The organism is Pseudomonas sp. FSL L8-0168 (assembly GCF_037976155.1).
GTDB classification, from domain to species: Bacteria; Pseudomonadota; Gammaproteobacteria; order Pseudomonadales; family Pseudomonadaceae; genus Aquipseudomonas; species Aquipseudomonas paracarnis.
On sequence record NZ_CP150262.1, the window covers coordinates 3,086,753 to 3,107,854 of the forward strand.

A 21,102-nucleotide genomic window follows, 5' to 3' on the forward strand; every position below is an offset into this window, starting at 1 on the left:
ACCTCCGGTTAGATACTGAAGATGCTGCACCCACACCGCGATGGAGAGAATGCCCACCCTGGGCAATCCACTATTACGCCAACTGAAACGCCGGATGCTCGCGCAACGCGGTGACGCAGTAGTCGACAAAGCTGCGCACGCGCATCGACGCATGACGACCTTCGCGGTAAACCACATACACCGGCTGCGGCGGCAACTCGAAGGTAGGCAACAGACGCTGCAACTGGCCGCTCGCCAGGTGTTCGTGCAGGGGGTAACTCAAGGCTCGAATCACGCCCGCCCCCTGCACCGCCGCATTGATCGCACCTTGGACAGTGGCGCAACGCAGCCGGGCGCGAGCCTTGAGGGTGTAATGCGGGAAATCCCAGTGCACCGGGTCGGCGCTGGCAATCAGATGATGCTGCTTGAGGTCGGCCGGATGTCGGGGTTCGCCCCGGTTCGCCAAGTAAGCGGGGCTGGCGCAAAGGACAGTGCCCACCTGCCCGACCTGCCGCGCAATCAGCGACGAACTGGGCAATTCGCCGACCAGCACCGCCACATCCAGCCCTTCTACGTGCAGGTTAGGGAAATAATCGTGGTAGTGCGCGATGACACGCACCGCCGGGTAGCGATCCGCATAGCCGGCCAACAACGGCGCCATGACATAGCGGCTGAACAGCAACGGCAGGAATATCCGCAGGTCGCCCTGGGCCTGCACATGCAAACCGTTGGCCGAAGCCTCGGCCGCGTCCACCGCTGCCAGCAGACGCACACAGTCGGCAAGGTAAGCCTGGCCTGCATCGGTCAGGCTGACCCCACGGGTGCTGCGTTGCAGCAAAACCACGCGCAGGCGTGCCTCAAGGCGCGCAACCGCTCGTACCAGCGTCGGGCCGGAGACCTGCGCATGGCGCGCCGCCGACGCCAGGCTGGGTTGCCCGGCCAGCGCGGCAAACAGCTGCATATCGCGAAAACGCTCCATCAGGCGCGCTGCTTCGTCGCCGCGTTCAGGGCCGGGTCCTGCCCGAGGCGATGGCTGAGGAAATCCACAAACGTATTGACCTTGGCCGGTATGCGGCCGTTTTGCTGGAACACCACGTGGATCGGCAGCGGCGCCGGTTCGAAATCCTCCAGCACCAGCTCCAACTCACCCGCCGCCACCGCTGCCGCGACTTGGTAAGACAGCACCCGCGTCATGCCCCAGCCCAGGCGGGCCAGGTTGATCGCGGCATTGTTGGCGGTGACCACCAGGCGTGGCTCGATCGGTACCTTCAGCGGCTGGCCGGCGTCGATGAATGTCCACTCACTGACCAGTTGGCTGGACGATGAGGTGACGAGCTTGGCCTCACGCAACTGCTCGGGGCGCTGGGGCCGCCCGTGTTGGTCAAGATAAGCCGGCGATGCGCACACCACCCGGCGTACTTCGCCGACCTTGATCGCTTGCTGCAAGGATGGCTGCAGGTGGCCGATACGCACCGCCACGTCAACACCTTCGTCGGTCATATTGACCACCCTATCGACCAGCAAGGCGTTGATACTCACCAAGGGAAAACGGTCCAGATAATCCCCCAGTACCGGCGCCACATACAACTCGCCAAACAGTACCGGTGCGGTCACCGTCAACTGGCCGCCCGGGATGGAGTAACTGCCCGCCGCCGCTTCCTCGGCTTCGTTCAGCTCGGCAAGGATGCGTCGGCAATCTTCCAGGTAACGCTGGCCGGCTTGGGTCAAGTGCAGGCTGCGGGTGGTGCGCGCCAGCAACTGCGTGCCGATGCGTTGTTCCATGGCGGCAATGGCGCGGCTCACGCTGGGCGGCGACGTGTTCAGGCGCCGGGCGGCAGCCGCGAAGCCCTCCTCTTCGGCTACCGCCAGAAAAACCTGCATCTCATGAAATCGATCCATCTTTACGCCTTCTGATTATGTGCCCCTGTGGCGAGGGAGCTTGCTCCCGCTGGGGCGCGCAGCGGCCCTGAAAGCTGCCAGCGCGGTTTGGCTGAATAAATACGGCAGCCTTGTTGGGGCTGCTGCGCAGCCCAGCGGGAGCAAGCTCCCTCGCCACAGGTGTTGGGCTTCAACTCGATTGCAAACCGACAGCCGTGCGCGGCATGCCGACAAAACCCGGCAGTGCTTCGATGCTGGCGAGCCAGGCGCGTACCTCAGGGTAGTCGGCCAGGGACACATTGCCTTCCGGCGCATGGGCCACGTAGGTGTAGAAAGCGATATCGGCAATGCTGGGCTGCTCACTGGCGAGGAAACGGCTCTGGTTCAGTTGCTGCTCCATCACGCTAAGCAAGGCATGGGCACGGTTGATTGCGCCGACAGTGTCCACCTCGGCGCCAAACACCGTGGCCAAGCGCGCCGTGGCAGGCCCGGCATGGAGTGGGCCGGCGGCGGCCGAGAGCCAACGCTGCACCTTGGCTTGCCCGACAAGGTCGCTCGGCAGCCATTGGCCGCTGCCATAGGTGCTGGCCAGGTAAATCAGGATCGCATTGGAGTCGGCCAGTACCGTGCCGCCGTCATCAATCACCGGCACCTGGCCAAAGCTGTTCAGGGTGGTGAGGAACTCAGGCGTTTTATGCGCGCCTTGCTTGAGGTCCACCAGGATAAATTCACTCGCCAGCCCCAGCAGGGACAACATCAGCTCGACCCGGTGGGAGTGGCCGGACAGGGGAAAACCATAGAGTTTGATCGCAGGCTGGGTCATGACAGGCTCCAAATGAGTGGGTATCGACGCCAGGGATGTTCTACCGCTGCCCTGTCTGGCGGAATGACCAGGATTCACAATCCAGCATTTCATCCAGCGAAACAATCTTCATTGACGTCATGCCAAGACGGGCGCGAGGATTTCACGAAAAAATTCAAACTATCGCCGCCCCCATCGTTCACACCTTCACGTGCAACGTTAAGTAGGAGGCAACATGCAGTATCGACAACTGGGTCATTCCGGCCTGCTGGTATCGGAAATCATCCTTGGCACCGTCCCTTTTGGCGGTCGCGCAGAATTTGAAAAATGCGGTGCGGTGGATGTGCCCCTGGCCAAGCGCATGTTCGATATGGCGTTCGACGCCGGGGTGAATATGGTCGACACCGCTGACCTCTATTCCCACGGCCTGGCCGAAGAAGTGGTGGGCAAGGCGCTGGGCGACAAGCGTCACGACATTCTGCTGGCCACCAAGGGCCGCAGCCCGGTGGACGACAACCCCAACAACTCCGGCTCATCGCGCTACCACTTGATCCGCGCGTGCGAAGCCAGCCTCAAGCGCCTGGGTACCGACCACATCGACTTGTACCAACTGCACAACTGGGACGGCATGACGCCAATCGAAGAGACCCTGGAAGCCCTGCGCCTGTTGGTGGGTTCGGGCAAGATCCGCTATTTCGGCACCAGCAACTTCACCGCCTGGCAGATGATGAAAACCCTGGGCAAGGCTGAACTGCACGGCATGCTCAAGCCGATTACCCAGCAGATCTACTACACCCCGGAATCCCGCGAGGCCGAGTACGAGTTGCTGCCGTTGGCCCTGGACCAGCAGGTCGGCACTTTGGTGTGGGGCCCGATGGGCGAAGGCTTGCTGACCGGCACAACCCGACGCGGGCACAAGCCACCGGCCAATACCCGCCAGGGCAGCGGTTGGCCGGAACCCTACGTCCACGACCAGGAACGTGCGCTGGACATTATCGAGACCCTCGCCGCCGTCGGCGATGAACACGGCGTCTCGGTCGCCCGCACCTGCCTGGCCTGGCTCAAGGATCGCCCGGGGATCACCTCGCTGATTGTCGGCGCCCGTACGGAAGCACACCTGCGCGATAACCTGGCGGCCACCGAACTGAAACTCACCGACGAGCAGTCGGCGCGCATCGAAGCCGTCACTCGCCGTCAGCCGTTGTACCCCTACTGGCACCGCTTCACCGCCGGGATTGATCGTTTTGATCCAGCGGAGCAACCCTTCCTGGCCGAGCATCAAAAAACCCTGGATGCGCGCCAGGACAAATAAAACAGCACCTGCCCCAATGTCGATGAATTAAGCGAACGCAATCCCCAAAGCAACGAAAATCCTATGTGGGAGCTGCGCTTGACTGAGTGGCATTGGGGCAAGCCCACATTTTCAGGGTTGCACCGAACGGCAATGCTGCCTATATTTCCCGCCTGGCGCTCTCTACGCCACCTTCCGCGGAAAGGGCTGCGCCCAAGACATCCCAGCTCCACCACATTTCTACGACTCCCAACCTTGAAGCGGAAAAGGTTTGTGCAAGGAGCTCGTATGTCGCAACGCCCTTTGGCCTCCACTACCAATGGCCGCCTCAACCTTGAGCAGCAGCGCAAGCGCGCCAAGGAACTGTTGTCGCACCTGAAAAAACTAGACCCCAGCGCCACCTTGGCCCAGGCCCAATGGCAGGTCGCCAGGCAATTGGGTTTTGCCAGTTGGCCCAAGCTCAAGGCGCATATCGATGCCCTGGACTTTGCTGCGCGCCACCCCGGTTTCGAGGCCAGCGACGAGGCACGTACTCACCATTGGCGCTGTGGCAATGACATTGCCCACAGCTTGCAGGTGGCTGGGTTCAAGGGCCGCTTCCAGATGCTCAGCGACCCACTGTGCATGGGCCCCGTACGCAATCTTCCCAGCGCCGAATTCCGCCGCCTGCGCAGCGCTTTTATCAGCCAGACTTTTGCCTTGACCCCTGCTGATGTAAACCTGCGCGTTGACGGGGAATACACCCAATTGGACGCACTGGCCGGCGCCGAACATAGCGTGTTGTGGTGTGAAGCGGATGCCTATGACCAATTGTTCCTGATTCGCGCACTCTCAAGTCTTGAACGCACGCCGAAAAAACTTGAGCTGATCGAGGTCGACCGCATACCGGGCGTCGAACGGTTTATCGGGATCGGGCAACTGGCGCCCGACGTGCTTGCCTGGCTATGGCCGCAGCGACGCTTGATCGACGACACGGCGGTGCACCTGGCCAAACAAGCCTGGTCGGCTTATTGCGACTCCTCGCCGACCAAGCTGGCAGAACTGGCCCGTACCGCTCACCCGAGCCTGCCGCTGCTTGCACCGGCGCTACGCCGCCAATTGCAGGAGTTGCCAGGAATTGAGGATGGCCTCTCACTGACCGAGCGCTTGGCGCTGAGGTATATCGCCGAAAGCGGGCCAGTGGCGTTTGCCCGGGTCTTCGCAGAGTTGATGGCCAGGCGCGAACCCCTGCCGTTCCTTGGCGACCTGATGTTTCATGCGCTGATGCGGCCGTTGATCGATGGCGAGCAGCCGTTGCTGGTGGAAACAGAGAGGGATCAACCATGGCCTAAGCGCCCCTTGGCGTTGACGCCACTGGGGCAGGCTGTATTGAACGGCGACACCAACTGGATGGACCACGCCAGCCATGAGCGTTGGGTCGGCGGTGTGTGCCTCAGGCCTCGGCAGCCCCATTGGCGAATGGGCAATCACCACATGCCCACCTGGGGTGAAGCCTGGCTTTAAGACGATTGCGAAACGGCAACGAGCCGCGAGCATCGCAAGTGATTAGACTGGCGTGCTGACCACGCCACCACGCTCTTCGAGACCCAGCCCATGCGCAACCTGTTCTTTGCCAGCCTCTGCTTGCTCACCACCGCCCTCGCAGGCTGCCAGCAACACCCGCCGGCCAATGACCAACTCGACGCCGTGCTCTGGACCCAGACGTCCATCGAGCACGAACTGATCTACCGCCAGCTCTTCGCCAATGCCACCCGCCAACTGGATGTTGCCCTCGCCGACCCGAGCTGGGACGCCCTGCCTTTTGCCCCACGCAACTTGGCCGGCCTGCCCCCGGCGGTGGTGGTGGACATCGACGAAACGCTGTTGAACAACGTGCCCCTCAACGCCCGCGACATCATCAATAATCAGGTCTATTCCTATGATCGCTGGAACACCTGGGTCGAGCAGGCCAAGGCCCAGGCACTGCCAGGCTCGGTGGCGTTCCTGCAGGCGGCCCGGCAAAAAGGCATCCAGGTTTACTACCTCACCAACCGAGAACACAGCCAGGTCGCGGCCACGGCCAAAAACCTGCGTTTGCGCGGTTTCCCGATTGAGAGCGACGCACAGATCCTGGCGGCCAGCACCCCCACCGGCCACTGCGAAAGCGCGGGCTACGGCAAGCAGTGCCGCCGTCAGTGGGTCGCCAGGCATGCCCGCGTGCTGTTGATGGCCGGAGACTCCCTGGGCGATTTCGTGCAGGCCGAGCACAACACCCTGGATGCACAACGCAAGGCCGTCGAACCCTATGTGAATTGGCTAGGCCAGCGTTGGTTCCTGCTGCCCAACCCCAGCTACGGCAACTGGTACAGCGCGCCGTATGGGGATGATGAGAGCTTGCCGTTTGCGCAGAAACGCAAGCTCAAGCAGCAGGCGTTGCTGTTGCAGCAATAGGGTGACGCCCTGCCGTGATGATCGTTCCCACGCTCTGCGTGGGAATACATCCTGTGACGCTCCGCGTCACGTTGTGCAGATGGGACGCGGAGCGTCCAGGGCGGCATTCCCACGCAGAGCGTGGGAACGATCAATGTGGGAGAGGGCTTATTGGGCGGGTCGCAACAACTGCATCTGCTGGCGATAATCATCCGTCACCTGCCGCGCCTGGCTGCTGCTGGTAATCACCCTCGGCGTAATCAGCACAATCAGCTCCGTGCGGTCCTTGGACTTGCCGGTATTGCCAAACAACCAGCGCAACCCCGGAATCTTCGCCAGGTAAGGCACGGCACTGACGCTCTCAGCGTTGTCCTGCTTGATCAATCCGCCGAGCAATACCGTCTGGCCACTCTGCACCGCCACCTGGGTGGACACCGAGCGCGTGGAGATACGCGGGTTCACCGGCGTCTCACTGTTCCCCGTCGGGTTCTGGGCATCACTGACCTGTTGCTGGATATCCATGTACACCAGCCCACCCGGATTGATGCGCGGCACCACATCCAGAATCACCCCCGTCTGCACATATTCCACACTGCTCAAGGTGGTGTCGGCGTCCCCGGTATTGACGGTGGTCTGGCTGATGGGAATGTTGTCCCCCACCTGGATCTGCGCCGGCTGGTTGTTCATCACCACCAGCGATGGCGCCGACAGCACCTGGGTGCGGCCGTTGGTCTCCAGGGCGTGCAGGGCCACTTGCAGGTTGGAACTGACGAAGGAGTAGAACAACGAGTCCGCCGCCCCCAGCCCTGCCCCGCCACCGCCCAAGGCGCCTTGGCTGCCGGAAGCATTGGCCACCGTGGTGCTGGTGGAATTGCCGGCCAGGCGGCCCAGGTACCACTGCACCCCCAGGTCCAGTTCGCCGGTGAGTTTGACCTCCAGGATGCGCGTCTCGATCTGCACTTGCAGCGGTGGGTTGTCGAGGCGTTTGATCGCCGCTTCGATCTCTTTCCATTGCGCCGGGCGGGTGCGTACCAGCAGTTGGTTGCTGCTCTTTTGCGCGGTGATGCGCGTGCCCGCTTCGAGGTCGCTGGTGGGCGATGCCGGGGTGTTTTCGGCAGGCTCGGATTCAGGTTCTTCGGCTGCGGGCACCGGGGCGCTCGCCTGCAAACCGGCACTGGTGGACGAGGACAGGGTGGTGGTACGCAAGCCCGGCGCGACCTTCGCCGGGGCATCATCCTTGATCGCGCCATTGCCGTAAATCTGCCGCAGGTACTTGGCCAGATCAGCGGCCTTCATATTGCGCACGTCGTACACATACATCTGCGGCTCGTTGCCGCCGCCCTCGTCGATGGTGCGGATCCAGTCGCCCACTTCGCTGAGGTACTGGGGCTGGGAAGAAATCGCCACCACCGAGTTGGTGCGCTCGACCGGCAAGAACCGCAGCATGCCGGCCAGGGGTGTGCCACTGTCCGCGCCGAACATGGCTTGCAGCTCGGGCATCAGCTCGGCCACCGAGGCGCGTTGCAGGCCGAACACCGCCACCGACATGCCCTTGAGCCAGTCCACGTCGAAGGTGTCGATGGTGTCCTGGTAGTTGGCCAGTTCGTCGGGCGTGCCGGCCAGGCTCAGGACATTGCGCGCCGGGTCCACCAACAAAAAAGCGTTTTCACGGGCGAAGGGTTTGAGCAGTTTCTGCATCTCGGTGGCCGAGATATAGCGCAGTGAGAACAGACGTGCCGAGAGGCCGCTGGCCGGTTGCGCCACGCGCATCTGCGGCACCAGCTTGCCCGCCACTGCCTGGTTGGCCGGCAGGATCACATAGCGGTTGCCCTGCTTGATCATGGCGTTGTCGGTCCAGGACAGCAGGGTTTCGAGAATCGATAGCGCCTGCTGTTTGTCCACGGGTTTGGAGGTGGAGAAGCTGACCGTGCCCTTCACGCCCTCGGCGATGCTGTAGTTCTCGTGCAGCAGGTCGCCCATCACGCTGTTGATCACGGCCTCGATGGGCTGATCGGCGAAGTTGAACACGATGTCGCCCCCCTGCTGCGGCACGTTTGCCGGCACTGCGGGCTGGCGCACAAACGCTTGATTGCCACGAATCAGCTGGCGCTGCGGCGGAGCCTGGGTGGCAGGTGGAGGGCTTTCGGCCACAGGCGCCTGAAGCGCCGGGCGTTGTGCGCCGGTGCCCTGCAGGGCCTCGTGCAGCAGGTCGTCGTCCGGGTCGAGGGTGTCGGGCAAAGAGCCACAGCCGCCCAGGGAGACGGCGGTAGCCAGGCAAAACAGCGAAGTGCGCATATCAATCAAGGGAGAGACTCGCGGGGATGTGAGATCAGGGGTAACCGCTTACCGTAGAGGCTCAGGGTCTGGGTGCGCCCGTTGAGGGCAAAACGAGCGTATTGCGGGGTCAGGTGTTCCAGGCGCCAGCCGTTGGGCAACGCCTGGCCCAAGCGCACCGTGAGCGTTGGGCCACCGGCTTGCTTGAGCATGGCCATTTGCAGGTTGCCGGTGATCATGATGCCGCTGAGGGTCAGGTTGGCCAGGCTCGCCACCTGGGTTTTACCCACCTCCCGGTCCGGGCGGCGATCCGGGCTGAACAGCGGCGCTTGCCAGGTACCGGCAAGGTCTCGCAACGCCGGCATGGGAGCGGCCTGCACCTGGAAAGAGGGTGGCGCGTGCACCGGCGCATCGGGTAACCACCGGGGGGCATCGCCGATGCTGCTGAGGATCATCGCCATCAACAATCCCAAGAGCCCGGCCACGCCGAGCCAGCCCCATTCAAGAGGACGCAATGGGCCGATCATGGTGCCACCCGCGCCGGTTGCAGGTAGCCGCGCACCAGCAGTTGCACCGCCAGCTTGCCTGCCCCACCACTGGCTGGCGCCTGTTTATCGCGACGAATATGCAGCTCATCGACGAACAGAAAAGGCGGCTGATACTCCAGCCCATGCAGGATCGCGGTCAGCGGTTCGATGGCGCAATTGAGCGTGAGGCTGACCTTGACCTGACGATAGGGCTCGCTGTCGTTTTGTTCAGGCGTGATCGGCTTGCGCTGGGTGAGGTTGCAGCCGCCGCCGAGGTTGGCGTGGCTGTTGATCAGGTCGGCAAGACGCTGCATCAGGTCGGCGGCGACCACGTCCGGGTCGTCCCCCGGCAACAGGCTGGCGCTGCTGGCCGGGTCTTGCTGTGCCTGCGCCAGCTGTTCGCGCAAGGCATCGCCCTGGCGTATGACGCTGGCATAGCGCTGCTGCTGTTCACGCAACTGTTCGGCCTGTTCACCCATGGCCCGCAGCGGCCCGGCGAACCAGCTGTCGATCAACAGCCAATAGGCCGCGCCGAGCACCAACGCCAGGGTCAACAAGGCGGCGCCGCGGCGTTCACGGGGTGTGAGGGGTCGGCGCATCGGCGGCCTCCTGGCGTAAGTGGGCACGCAAGGCAAACTGGTCCTTGCCGGTGCGTGCGTCGGGTTGGATCACCCCTTCGAACTGTGCGTTGTCCAAGCGCTGGCAGCCTTTGATGCGGCTGATCAGGCCACTGGCCTTGGCGCTCTGGCCGGAAAAGCTCACCTCGCCGTCCTTGACGTCCAATTGGTCGAGCCAGGTGTCGGCGGGCAGACAGCTGGTCAAGTCATTCAGTAGGCCGGCCAGGGGGGGTTGCGCCCTTTTGCGCTGGGACAGGTACTGCGCCGCACCACGGGTGTTGAGCAGTTGCTGGCGCAGGGCGTGCACCTGCGCGACCTCGGCTTTTTGCTGTTGAACAGTGGCGTGCATGCTGTCGAGTACCCGCTGGCGATCGTTGAGCCACAACAGCATCGCCGCAATCAGCAACGCGCCGCACAACCACGGCAGGCTGCGCTGCAATTGCTTGCCGGCAGAACGTGAACGCGGGCGCAACGGCGCGGGCAGCAGGTCGATACCCAGGCCCGCCGCGTCCACACGGTGTGGGTACAGGCCGAGGGCGGCACAGTCAGTGAGGACCTGGTCCAGGCGCTCGCGCAGGATCGCCACCACCCTCACCTCCAGGTGGCTGGGTGTGCGCCGCTCCTGGCGGGCGACAAAGTAGAGCTGCTCGGCGTTGAACGGGGTATAGCGGTCCAGTTCATAGCCAACCACCTCCACGAGGTTGCGCGCGGCAGCCAGAGGCAGTTGCACGCTTTGCTGCAACACAGCATCAGGAGCAAGCATCAGCACCTGGCGCGCATTGCCTGGCACCACCGGTGCCGTGAGCGGCCAGTGATGAACGTGCTCGGGCGGGTCCTGGAACGCCAGCCACTTCGGCACACAGCCGCGTAACTCTGTGAGCCACAGGCGCCAGCCTTGTTGCAGCAGGCTGCCGCGCCAATAGCGGGCAATTGGTTCGAGTTGAATCATTCTTGCCACCGCACCACCCGATAGGGCTGTGCGCTGTCCTCCGCAGGGCTTAATAAAAGGGTCAGTCGCAGGCGTGCCTGATAGCCGCCGGGGCGCTCGGCGCGGCTGTCGATTTCCACGACCTGGCCGGGGTCGACGCCCTCGGCGTCCTGGCGTGGCAGGTTCAACGCCTTGCGCATCAGGGGGCTGGCGAATGCCGGAGCGGGCCGGTCGAGGTCGCTCCACAAGGTGATGTGCGGCAGTAGTTGGCTGTAGAGCGCCGGGGTCATGCCGGGAAGTTGACGTACCTCCTCCAGCACCCGAAACGGCGCCAGGCCCTGATGGCGGCGAGTCTCAAGGGCCTTGGCCAACTGCTGGGCCTGAACCGGTGTGGCGCCGCAGGCCAGGGCCAGGCGCGTGAGGTCTTGGGGGGCAGCGTTGACCAGGTACAACTTGCCACGCTCACTGCGCAGACTGACCTGCAAGCGGGCGTCGTCGAAGGTCAGCGCCATAGAACGCCCGTCCGCCACCCACTGCCCTTGCGCCATGACCTGTGCGATACCGGCCTGGGCGGCCAATAGTGTCTGGGTATGCTGGCGCAGCCACAGCGCCTGGCGACTTTGCAGTTGCACCCACCCGGCCAGGCCACCCAGCAATACGCTGAGCAAGGCCAGCACCCACAACACCAGCAACAGGGCCGCACCGCGTTGGCGCTTCATTCTTCGCTGCTCGCGCTGGACAGGTTCAGGCGCAGCGCAACCACCTGGGCGACCCATGGCACCGGCCCGTCGACGGAGGCGTCGATGCGCACCGCTGTGGGCAGGCGCCGGGGCCAGGGCCACGGGCTCAACCAGTCGGTGGGCTGGCCCAGTGGCGAGACACCGCGATAGCTGAACTGCAGCGCCTCGACGTTGTGCAAAAGTACCTGCGGCTCATCGCGCTGCGCGTTGGCGTGGGAGGCCCTCTGCGAAAAAGCCACCTGCAAATCCTGCCCGACCCGTTGGAGGGTAAAGCGCTGGATCCCCCCGCCCAATACACCGGGCAAGGTCGCCACAAATTGCAGACGCTCAGGCGTGCCGATAAAAAAACCTTCGGCCTGGCTGTCATCGCCAGTGAGCTTTAGCGGCAGCGCCTCGCTGATCGAGGTGCGCAAAAACTGTTGGGCGGCGCGCATTTCATCCAGGCTGACGGTGTAGGCCTGGGCCTTGGCCACCGCCCGATTGGCCCCCAGCAACGCTGCGCTCACCAGCAGCAACAACACCGACAGCAAGCTGAGCACCACGAGCACTTCCAGCAGGGTGAAACCCTGCTCACGGCGCTTCACAGGCGCGCCTTCAAAGTGCTGAAGTGCGCCTGATGCGCGCCTTCACGCACGTTCAGGTCAAGACGAAACAGGTGCGGCTGTTGGCGGGTGCTGGTCAGTTGCCAATGGATGCCGTCGAGTTGGCCTTGGCGGGTTCCTTCAATCAGCGGGCCGGCAGCTTCCTGGTCCAGCAGCGTGAGCGCGGCATGGGTAAGCCGGTCACTGCGGGCCACCTGGGACAAGGCGCGCGCGCTCTGGCCGAAGGCAACCAGCAACACGCTGCTGCACACCGCCATCAACGTCAGGGCGGCGAGCATTTCCAGTAAGGTGAAGCCGGCCTGGTGCTTCATGGCAGCGCCTTGGATTGCACACTGCCGGTGAGCCAGCCAATATCGATGCGCCAACGCCGGCTGCCGTTGGCCAGCAGCAGGTTGCCGCCGGTAGAACTGCCGTCGGGATAGAACACCACGGCGGACCCTGCCTGCTCGGCACTGTGCAAGGTCACTTGCACCTGCGCTGGCCACTGCTGTGACGCACGCCCTGAAGCCTGGAACGTGCGGCCCTGGAGGTCAAACCGAGTGTGCGTCGCCTGGCCGCTGACGATGGCGCTCGCGCGCGTGGCGCGCAGCGCCTCGACCATCTGCGCGACCACCCGCCGCTCCTTGGCCACCTGCAGCCCTTGCCGTACACCCAGCCCCAACAAACCCGCCGCAATGCCGATCAATAGGATGACCACCAGCATCTCCAGCAGGGTAAAGCCTCGCTGGCCCACGGGCGGGTTATTCCCAGTTGCCCAGGTCGGCACTGTAGCCCTCGCCGCCGGGTTGGCCGTCCTGGCCGTAGAAGATCAGGTCGAAGGCGCCGTGCTCACCGGGGAAGCGATAGCCAAACCCGTGGCCGAACGGGTCTTTCAGCTCCGAAGGCTTGGCGTAGGGGCCGGCCCAGTTCGAAGCACTGGCCGGCTTGTCGAGCAGCTGTTGCAGGTTGTTGGGCGGCGCGCCCACGTCCAGGGCGTAGCTGTCGATCTTCATGCTCAAACTGGCCAGTTGCGCCTTGCCCGCGCCGTACTTGCCCTTGTCCACATTGCCACCGACCTGGCGCACCACAATGGTCGCGACAATGCCCAGCAGCACGATCACCGCCAGCATTTCCAAAAGGGTGAAGCCGCCTTGGCGGTGTCGGGTTTTCATCGGTTCTGCTCCTTGAAAGTTCATATATGGCTGGTGAGGCTCATCAGCGGCAGCATGATCGCCAGCATGATCACCGCCACCAGCACCGCCATGACCACGGTCAGGGTCGGCACCATTGCCGCGAGCAAGCGTTCGATGGCGCGCTTGGCCTCGACGTCGAAGATGTCGGCAACCTTGAGCAGCATGCTGTCCAGTTCGCCGGCCTGTTCACCGACTTCGATCATGTGCAGCGCCAGCTCCGGTAGCAGCGGCTGGCGACCGAACGCATCGGCCAGCGTACCGCCGCCCTTGACCCGTTGCGCTGCCAGCGCCACTTGCGCCTGGAGCGCACGGTTGCTGCAGACTTGCCGGGCGATCACCAGCGCGGGCAGCAGCGCCACGCCATTGCTGAGCAACGTGCCGAGGGTGCGGGTCAGGCGGGCGGCTTGCACCCGTTGCAACAGCGGGCCGATCACGCGGATGCCCAGCAGGTGACGGTCGTAACGCTCACGGCGCAGGGGGTCGCGCAGGCGCGCCGCCAGGATCCACCCACTGATCGACAACCCGGCCAGCACCACCAGGCCATAGGCACCGAGGAACTCGCCAAGCCCCAGGATCATCTCGGTGATCAGTGGAATCGGTACGCCCAGGTCCTGAAAAATCGGCACGAATTGCGGCACCACATAGGCCAGCAACAGCGCCAGTGAACCCAGTACACCCACCACCAGGAACGCCGGGTAGATCAGCGCATTGATCACCTCGCCGCGCAGTAACTGGCTGCGTTCCAGGTAGTCGCTGAGCTGGCGCAAGGTGCCCTCCAGCGCCCCGCCGGCCTCACCGGCGCGCACCATGCTCAGGTACAGCGGGGAAAACGTGCCGCCCTCCTCCTCCAGCGCCGCCGACAGCGGTTTGCCGGCCTTGACCTGATCGCGAATACGCTCGATCAAGGCCTGCACCTGGGGATGGCGGGCTTGCTTGAGCAACAGGTTTAAAGCGCGTTCGAGGGGCTGGCCGGCGCCCAGTAGCGTGGCCAATTGCTGGGTGAAACTCACCAGCGCTACGCCCTTCAACTGCCCACGTGCCTGGCGCAACAAGGGGCCGCTGGCCGTTTCGATGTGCAGCAACAACCACCCGCGCTGATGCAAGACGGCGACAGCGGCCGCTTGGTCAATGGCCTGCAACGTGCCGCTCTGGGCCACGCCCTGGCTGTCCAGGGCGCGGAACTTGAACAGGCTCACGCGTCATCTCCGCGGGTGACGCGCAGCACTTCTTCCAGGGAGGTGACACCGGCCAGGGCCTGGCGCAAACCGTCTTCATACAAGGTGCGCAAACCGGCGCGGCGGGCGGCGTGCTCGAGGCTGGCGACGTCGGCGTGGCCCATCAGCAAGCCACGCAACTCATCGTTCATCACCAACAATTCAGTGAGGGCGCTGCGGCCGTGATAGTCACCGCGGTAAAGCAGGATCGGACGCTGCTCGGTCAGGCGATCCAGGCCATGCTCCTTGATCAATTCCGCTGGGGCCTGGAAGGCTACTCGCGTGGCCGGGTCCAGGCGCCGCACCAGGCGCTGGGCGAGAATACCGCTGACCGTGGAGGCAATCAGGTAGCTTTCCACGCCCATGTCCAGCAAGCGCGTGATACTCGCCGCAGCGCTGTTGGTGTGCAGGGTCGAGAGGACCAGATGGCCAGTGAGTGACGATTGGACGGCAATGCGGCAGGTTTCCAGGTCGCGGATTTCGCCGATCATGATCACGTCCGGGTCCTGGCGCACGATGGCGCGCAGCGCTCCGGCAAAGTCCAGGCCGATGGCCGGCTTGACCTGGATCTGGTTAATCCCTTCAAGCTGATATTCCACCGGGTCTTCCACGGTGATGATCTTGCGTTCAGCGGTATTGAGCTGCGACAACGCGGTATAGAGCGTGGTGGTTTTGCCCGAGCCCGTAGGCCCGGTGACCAACAGGATGCCGTGGGGCCGCGCCAATAGATCCTGGAAGGCCGCCAGGCGCGGGCCATCAAAGCCCAGGCTGGGGAAATCGAATTGCACGGTTTGCCGGTCCAACAGGCGCATCACCACCGACTCGCCGAAGCTGGTGGGCACCGTGGACACCCGCAGATCCAGCGCCTTGCCCTGGATGCGCAGCATGATGCGCCCGTCCTGGGGCAGGCGTCGTTCGGCGATGTCCAGGCGCGCCATTATCTTCACCCGCGAGATCACCGCCGCCGACGAACTGGCAGGCGGTGCTTCGGCGTCGTGCAGCACGCCGTCGATGCGGTAGCGCACCTTGAGTTGGTTTTCGAAGGGTTCGATATGGATATCCGAGGCGCGCTGTTCCACGGCGCGCTGCAGGATCAGATTGACCAGGCGAATCACTGGCGCTTCGGAGGCCATGTCCTTGAGGTGTTCGATGTCTTCCAGCACGCCGCCCTGCTCATCGAGGTTTTCGATCAGGCTGCCCATGGCGGAACGGCCCTGGCCGTAATAGCGCTCGATCAGTGTGTCGACTTCATTACGCGAACCGATGGCCAGCCAGACCGGCACCTCACAGGCATACGCCAGGGCCTGGAACGGATACCACTGCGCCGGGTTGGCGGCCATTACGTGCAACCCGCCCTGATGCCAACCCATCGGCACGACCTGGTAATGACGCATAAAGCGCTCGGTGAGCACGGGAAGCGGGTCGAGCAACGGCGGCGCCGCGTCGGCCAGCAGCAGTGGCGCATTCAGCAAATCGGCCCAGGCGCGAGCCAGTTCGACCTCGGACACCAGGCCCAGGCGCGTGAGTAAACCGAGCAGGTCGCCAGGCTCAGTGGATAAACGCTGGGCGCGTTCCAGATCAGCGATTTTGAGCCCGGCGTGCTGCATCAGCCACGCGCACACCTGGTCGGTATGCGGGATCTGCATTTTGCAAGCATCGATGGGCGCTGACGACATCATTGAGGAATATCTAACGTTGCGAAAAGTATGGCTATTTAGAACTACCGAACAATGCCATTAGTTCGCCATAGCCCAGGCAGGCGTTAGCCGGGTGTATCGACTGGAAGTTATAGCCCTAGTTCCGGACGAGGGGGTAATTAAATACAAAACATTGCCAAATGCACTGATTTAGAGCATTGACAGCCAATAGCCACTAGTTGCACTTAGCCATAATTAAGTTGTTCAGGTGCTCTCTCGTTCAATTAACTGACAGTGCAAAAGATTCAAGCGCTCAACTTCCTCATCGGTTGCTAATACACCCAGACTTTGCAGGACGCGTGTGGCGGCGAGCACACCGATCTCCAACGCGGGTGGCTGGAGGGTGCTGAGGCTGGGCAACAACATGTGGGCAAACGGGTAATCGCCAAAACCCAATACGGCGCAGTCCTGGGGGATGCTCAGCCCGGCGCGTTGACCGGCCAGCAAACCGCCCGCGGCGAGGTTGTCATTGGCGAAGAAAATCGCGTCGGGCGTGATCGCCTGCCCCATCAGCGCTTCCATGGCTTGCTTGCCGGCTTCGAAGGGCGCACGGTCGGCGTCCGGCACAAAGACCCACGGGTGCACACCCAACTCGGAGAGGGTCGCGGTAAATCCATCGCGCCGCTCCAATGCGCTGAAGTCGCCCACTGCACTGTTTTGTACGAAGGCGATGCGTCGATAGCCTTTGCCATGCAAGTAGCGCGCGGCGGTGACGCCCACTTCATAATGAGAAAACCCCACTTGCAACGGCGCGCGTTCCGGCACGTAGTCCCAGGTTTCGACGATCGGTATATCTGCCTCGGCGATCATCTTCTCGGTGCCAGGGCTGTGAAAGCGGCTGGTCAGCACCAGCGCTGCCGGCGACCAACCGAGAAAAGCGCGCACCGCACTTTCCTCCTGCTCGATGCTGAAATAGCTGGAGGCCAGCAACAGCTGGTAGCCGTGACGACTGAGAGTGTCGCTGAAGCCCTGCAGCGTATTGGCAAAAATCGGCCCCGAGATATTCGGAGTCACCATCGCAACGATTTTGCCGCGCGCGGAGGCCAACCCGCCGGCCACCAGGTTCGGCACATACCCCAACTGCGCAACTACCTGGGCGATACGTTCACGGCGCTCGGGTGACACCTGTTCAGGTTGGTTGAAGTAACGCGACACCGTAATGGCCGACACCCCGGCCTGGCGCGCCACGGTGTTGAGGGTGACGCGGCCGGCGCCCCGGCGCTTGCGCGGTTTTTGTTCGTTCACGGCAAAAACCTCAAAAAGGAATATAAAACTAATTTTTTAGTATTTGACGCTCTAAACCGACGCCTTCAATAATGCCGATGTTAGCGCTAACAAAGCGCACTGTCTGCTACTCGCTCGAGCGAATGCCCAAGACATTTTCAGGCGCTGAAGGTCGCAGAACCGCAGCGGACCAGGGTATTTTTTCGAGCGGGCACAGCATGCATAACTTTCCACGGCACACCCATTTGTTGCTTCTGGCTGGCCTCAGCGCCTTGCCCGTCTGCGGCGCTGTAGCGGCTGACGAACAGGAACCCACGCTCCAATCCGTGACAGTCACCGCTACCCGCCGCGAAGAATCGCTGCAAAAAGTGCCGGTGGCCGTCTCGGTGCTCGATGGCGAGCAACTGGAGCGTGACAATCGCAACGGGGTGGCGAGCATCGCGCAGCAAGTACCGTCGCTGAACTTTCGCACCGGCGCTTCGAACAAGGACACCTCATTGTTCGTGCGCGGCGTGGGCACCATTTCAACCTCGCCGGGCGTTGAGCCAACGGTGGCTACGGTGATCGATGGCGTGGTCTATGCACGCCCCGGCCAGGCCACACTCGACCTGTTGGATTTGGAGCGCATCGAAGTGCTGCGTGGCCCGCAAGGCACGCTGTTCGGCAAGAACGCGTCGGCCGGTGTGCTGAATATCACCAGTAAGGCGCCGACTGCCCAGACCCACGGTTTTATCGACCAGTCGTTCTACAGCGGCCATGAAAGCCGCACGCGCTTTGGCATCGGTGGCAGCCTGGTGCCGGAGGTGCTCAAGGGCTCGATCAGTACTTTGTTCGGCAGCTACGACGGTAACGTCGACAACCGCCACAACGGCCAGGAGGTCAACGGTTACAACCACAAGGGCATTCGCGGCAAGCTGGAATTCACGCCCAACGACGCCGTGACACTGACCCTGATCGCCGACTACATGCAATCCCACGACGACGCGCCCAATGGCGTGGTCAGCAAGTCCCTCAGCCCGGCGTTCAGCAATGCCTTGAGACCGGTGCGCGCCTCAAGTGACAACCGCGATATCAACACCGATACCCGCAGCCATGTGGAAGACATTAACAAGGGCTTGTCGGCGCAGTTGGACTGGAATCTGGGTGACTACACCCTCACGTCAATCACCGCCTGGCGCGGCTGGGACAACACTCAATATCAGGATGGCGACCGTCTGGGCACGGTCACCGCCGCGTTCCCCGGCACCGCTGACAAGGGCGACCTGGCGTTCGACCAGTATTCCCAGGAGCTGCGCCTGGCCTCGCCCAAAGGCGAGTTCCTGGAGTACGTCGGCGGCCTGTTCTACATGCATGGCAAGGATGAGGAGACCTATCAGCGTACCCTCACCACCACGACGCGGGTCGATAGAGGCATTGCCGACTACAGCACCACCAGCGACAGCTACGCGGTGTTCGGCGAGACCACGCTCAACTTCACCTCGCGCTTTCGCGGCATCGCCGGGTTGCGTTACACCCATGACGACTTGCAGTACGACCATCGCCGCGTGTCCACCTCTGCCACTACCGTCAGCGGCATTCAACCGGCGACGTCGAGTTCCGGTTCGGTAGACGAGGATGGTTGGTCCGGTCGGCTGGGCGTGCAGTACGACCTCAGCGACAACATCACCAGCTACCTCACCTACTCACGTGGCTACAAAGGCCCGGCCTACAACGTGTTCTTCAACATGCAGCCGCGCGATACCGACGCGCTCAAGCCGGAGACCTCCAATACCTGGGAAGCCGGAATCAAGGCCACGGCCTGGAACAACCGCCTGACCACCAACCTGGCGGTGTTCCACAGTGACTACGACAACTACCAGGCCAACTTTTTTGACACGGTTGCCGGCCAAGTCGTGACGCGCCTGATCAACGCCGGCAGCGTCAGCACCGAAGGCGTCGAGCTCGATTACGCCCTGCAAGCCACTCAGCAACTCAAGCTCTCCGGCGCCCTGGCCTATACCCGAGCGCGCATCGATCAGTTCGCGTGCCCGCCAGGCGCAGCAGCAACCTGCAACGTCAATGGCAAACCACTGCCGTTCAGCCCGGACTGGAAAAGCTACGTGCGCGCCGACTACAGCATCCCTCTGGATAACGGCCTGGATATCGAACTGGGCACTGACTACAGCTGGCAGAGCGAAGTGCAGTACGACATCAGCCAGAACCTCGACACCAAACAAGGCGCCTACGGCCTCTGGAACGCCAGCGTGGCCCTGGCCGACTACACCAATGGCTGGCGCGTGGCGCTGTTGGCGAAGAACCTCGCTGACAAATCCTACTCACCGCTGCTGGCCAGCGGCGGCAACTACATCTACCGCGCCGTGCCTCGTGACGATGAGCGTTACTTCGGCGTGCAACTGCGCAAGGATTTCTAGCATGGGCCGTCAACTCAAACTCGGCGCCTTCCTGATGGCTACCGGGCACCACGTGGCCGCCTGGCGCCACCCCGACGTACCGGCGAACGCTGGCCTGGATTTCGCCCACTACAAGCATTTGGCACGGGTGGCGGAAGCGGCGAAATTCGACGCACTGTTCGTGGCCGACAGCATCGCCGCCGCCACCGGTGAGGTCGCCAGCCAAATGGCGCGTTCGGATCATTTCGAGCCGCTCACCCTGCTCTCGGCCCTCAGTGCCGTGACCGAACATATCGGCCTGATCGCCACCGCTACCACCAGCTATAACGAGCCGTACCACGTGGCGCGTAAATTCGCCTCGCTGGATCACCTCTCCGGCGGTCGCGCAGGCTGGAACCTGGTGACCTCGGATAACGCGGCCGAGGCGCTGAATTTCGGTCGCGACGAGCACCTGGGGCATGCCGAACGCTACAGCCGCGCACGGGAATTTCATCAGGTGGTGACGGGGCTGTGGGACAGCTGGGACGACGACGCCTTCGTGCGCGACAAGGCCAGCGGGCGCTATTACGAGCCAAGTAAACGCCATGTGCTGGACCATGTGGGCGAACACTTCCGAGTCAAAGGCCCCCTGAACGTGGCGCGCTCGCCCCAGGGCCAGCCTGTGATCGTGCAGGCTGGTTCCTCGGAAACCGGTCGTGAACTGGCCGCGCAGACCGCCGAAGTGGTGTTTACCGCGCAGACCTCATTGGCCGACGCGCAGGCCTTCTATAGCGACCTCAAAGCTCGCCTGGGCCAATACGGGCGCGAGGCCGACTCGCTGAAAATCATGCCGGGCGTGTTTGTGGTGGTGGGGCAAACCGAAGCCTTGGCCCAGGCCAAATTCGAAGCGTTCCAGGCGCTGGTCGAACCCGAGGTGGGGGTGGCGTTGCTGGGGCGCATGTTGGGTAATTTCGACCTGTCCGGCTACCCCCTCGATGGGCCGCTGCCCGAGTTACCCTTGACCGACAGCGGTCAACGCAGCCGCCAGCAACTGCTGAGTGAACTGGCCCAGCGCGAACAGCTGACATTGGCGCAACTGGGCCGACGCATTGCCGGTGGCCGCGGTCATTACAGCGTTATCGGCACGCCGATTCAGATCGCCGATGAACTGCAGCGCTGGTTCGAAGAAGGTGCGGCGGATGGCTTCAATATTCTGGTACCGCACCTGCCGGGCGGGCTGGAGGATTTTGCCCGCCTGGTCATTCCCGAGTTACAGCGGCGCGGCTTGTTTCGGCGCGAATACACCGGCACCACACTGCGCGAAAACCTTGGTTTGGCGCGCCCGGTCAGCCGTTACAAGGCGGCTCGATCATGAAGAA

20 protein-coding genes are annotated in these 21,102 nt (G+C 63.1%); 5 read left to right on the forward strand and 15 right to left on the reverse strand.

The window, feature by feature from the left end; all coding sequences use genetic code 11:
• Window positions 1–73 precede the first annotated feature (73 nt).
• The 3 genes from MHH62_RS13750 to MHH62_RS13760 all read right to left on the reverse strand — a co-directional run bounded on the left by MHH62_RS13750 (window position 74) and on the right by MHH62_RS13760 (window position 2,680).
• Window positions 74–958 carry a LysR family transcriptional regulator gene (locus MHH62_RS13750; protein WP_020300749.1) on the reverse strand — a complete coding sequence of 295 codons (885 nt, stop codon included), beginning with the start codon at window positions 956–958 and terminating at the stop codon, window positions 74–76.
• Window positions 958–1,878: a LysR family transcriptional regulator gene (locus tag MHH62_RS13755; RefSeq protein WP_339231007.1), complete on the reverse strand. Its 921-nt coding sequence runs from the start codon at window positions 1,876–1,878 to the stop codon at window positions 958–960. Before MHH62_RS13755 ends, MHH62_RS13750 begins: the two co-directional genes overlap by 1 nt.
• Window positions 1,879–2,047: 169 nt before the next feature.
• A complete protein-coding gene (locus tag MHH62_RS13760) occupies window positions 2,048–2,680 on the reverse strand; it encodes a glutathione S-transferase (RefSeq protein ID WP_339231010.1) in 633 nt (210 codons plus the stop codon).
• Between the two features lie 214 nt (window positions 2,681–2,894).
• Between MHH62_RS13760 and MHH62_RS13765 the strand changes: the two genes are divergently transcribed.
• The 3 genes from MHH62_RS13765 (at window position 2,895) to MHH62_RS13775 (ending at window position 6,380) form a co-directional block, all read left to right on the forward strand.
• The gene (locus MHH62_RS13765; protein ID WP_020300751.1) at window positions 2,895–3,971 is read left to right on the forward strand and encodes an aldo/keto reductase; all 1,077 of its coding nucleotides are present in this window, start codon (window positions 2,895–2,897) and stop codon (window positions 3,969–3,971) included.
• 267 nt (window positions 3,972–4,238) lie between these two features.
• On the forward strand, window positions 4,239–5,453 hold the full coding sequence (locus MHH62_RS13770; RefSeq protein WP_020300752.1) for a DUF1835 domain-containing protein: 1,215 nt from the start codon (window positions 4,239–4,241) through the stop codon (window positions 5,451–5,453).
• A gap of 90 nt (window positions 5,454–5,543) precedes the next feature.
• Window positions 5,544–6,380, forward strand: coding sequence for an HAD family acid phosphatase (locus MHH62_RS13775; RefSeq protein WP_339231014.1), 837 nt, complete (start codon window positions 5,544–5,546; stop codon window positions 6,378–6,380).
• 147 nt (window positions 6,381–6,527) lie between these two features.
• Here the strand turns inward: MHH62_RS13775 and gspD are convergent, their stop codons facing one another.
• The 12 genes from gspD to MHH62_RS13835 form a co-directional block, all read right to left on the reverse strand.
• The gene (gene gspD / locus MHH62_RS13780) at window positions 6,528–8,654 is read right to left on the reverse strand and encodes a type II secretion system secretin GspD (protein WP_020300754.1); all 2,127 of its coding nucleotides are present in this window, start codon (window positions 8,652–8,654) and stop codon (window positions 6,528–6,530) included.
• 5 nt (window positions 8,655–8,659) lie between these two features.
• Window positions 8,660–9,160: a general secretion pathway protein GspN gene (locus tag MHH62_RS13785; RefSeq protein ID WP_020300755.1), complete on the reverse strand. Its 501-nt coding sequence runs from the start codon at window positions 9,158–9,160 to the stop codon at window positions 8,660–8,662.
• On the reverse strand, window positions 9,157–9,759 hold the full coding sequence (gspM, locus tag MHH62_RS13790) for a type II secretion system protein GspM (RefSeq protein WP_020300756.1): 603 nt from the start codon (window positions 9,757–9,759) through the stop codon (window positions 9,157–9,159). Before gspM ends, MHH62_RS13785 begins: the two co-directional genes overlap by 4 nt.
• Window positions 9,734–10,726, reverse strand: a complete 993-nt coding sequence (locus MHH62_RS13795; RefSeq protein ID WP_019821142.1) for a PilN domain-containing protein — start codon at window positions 10,724–10,726, stop codon at window positions 9,734–9,736. The genes gspM and MHH62_RS13795 overlap by 26 nt, the downstream gene beginning before the upstream one ends.
• Complete coding sequence (locus MHH62_RS13800; RefSeq protein WP_020300757.1) at window positions 10,723–11,424, reverse strand: general secretion pathway protein GspK; 702 nt, start codon at window positions 11,422–11,424, stop codon at window positions 10,723–10,725. The genes MHH62_RS13795 and MHH62_RS13800 overlap by 4 nt, the downstream gene beginning before the upstream one ends.
• Window positions 11,421–12,029: a prepilin-type N-terminal cleavage/methylation domain-containing protein gene (locus MHH62_RS13805; RefSeq protein WP_072433813.1), complete on the reverse strand. Its 609-nt coding sequence runs from the start codon at window positions 12,027–12,029 to the stop codon at window positions 11,421–11,423. Before MHH62_RS13805 ends, MHH62_RS13800 begins: the two co-directional genes overlap by 4 nt.
• Window positions 12,026–12,358: a type II secretion system protein gene (locus MHH62_RS13810; RefSeq protein WP_014719114.1), complete on the reverse strand. Its 333-nt coding sequence runs from the start codon at window positions 12,356–12,358 to the stop codon at window positions 12,026–12,028. Before MHH62_RS13810 ends, MHH62_RS13805 begins: the two co-directional genes overlap by 4 nt.
• Entirely contained in the window at window positions 12,355–12,780 is a 426-nt protein-coding gene (locus tag MHH62_RS13815; RefSeq protein WP_020300759.1) for a GspH/FimT family pseudopilin, read from the reverse strand. Before MHH62_RS13815 ends, MHH62_RS13810 begins: the two co-directional genes overlap by 4 nt.
• Before the next feature lie 7 nt (window positions 12,781–12,787).
• Window positions 12,788–13,198: a type II secretion system major pseudopilin GspG gene (gspG, locus tag MHH62_RS13820; RefSeq protein ID WP_019821138.1), complete on the reverse strand. Its 411-nt coding sequence runs from the start codon at window positions 13,196–13,198 to the stop codon at window positions 12,788–12,790.
• 20 nt (window positions 13,199–13,218) lie between these two features.
• Window positions 13,219–14,415, reverse strand: coding sequence for a type II secretion system inner membrane protein GspF (gspF, locus tag MHH62_RS13825; RefSeq protein ID WP_014719116.1), 1,197 nt, complete (start codon window positions 14,413–14,415; stop codon window positions 13,219–13,221).
• A complete protein-coding gene (locus MHH62_RS13830) occupies window positions 14,412–16,079 on the reverse strand; it encodes an ATPase, T2SS/T4P/T4SS family (protein ID WP_233086015.1) in 1,668 nt (555 codons plus the stop codon). Before MHH62_RS13830 ends, gspF begins: the two co-directional genes overlap by 4 nt.
• Before the next feature lie 255 nt (window positions 16,080–16,334).
• Entirely contained in the window at window positions 16,335–17,375 is a 1,041-nt protein-coding gene (locus tag MHH62_RS13835) for a LacI family DNA-binding transcriptional regulator (protein WP_014719118.1), read from the reverse strand.
• 197 nt (window positions 17,376–17,572) lie between these two features.
• Between MHH62_RS13835 and MHH62_RS13840 the strand changes: the two genes are divergently transcribed.
• Together MHH62_RS13840 and MHH62_RS13845 are read left to right on the forward strand one after the other, a co-directional pair.
• Entirely contained in the window at window positions 17,573–19,765 is a 2,193-nt protein-coding gene (locus MHH62_RS13840) for a TonB-dependent receptor (protein ID WP_339231031.1), read from the forward strand.
• Window position 19,766: 1 nt separating this feature from the next.
• The gene (locus tag MHH62_RS13845) at window positions 19,767–21,098 is read left to right on the forward strand and encodes an LLM class flavin-dependent oxidoreductase (protein ID WP_339231034.1); all 1,332 of its coding nucleotides are present in this window, start codon (window positions 19,767–19,769) and stop codon (window positions 21,096–21,098) included.
• Window positions 21,099–21,102 lie beyond the last annotated feature (4 nt).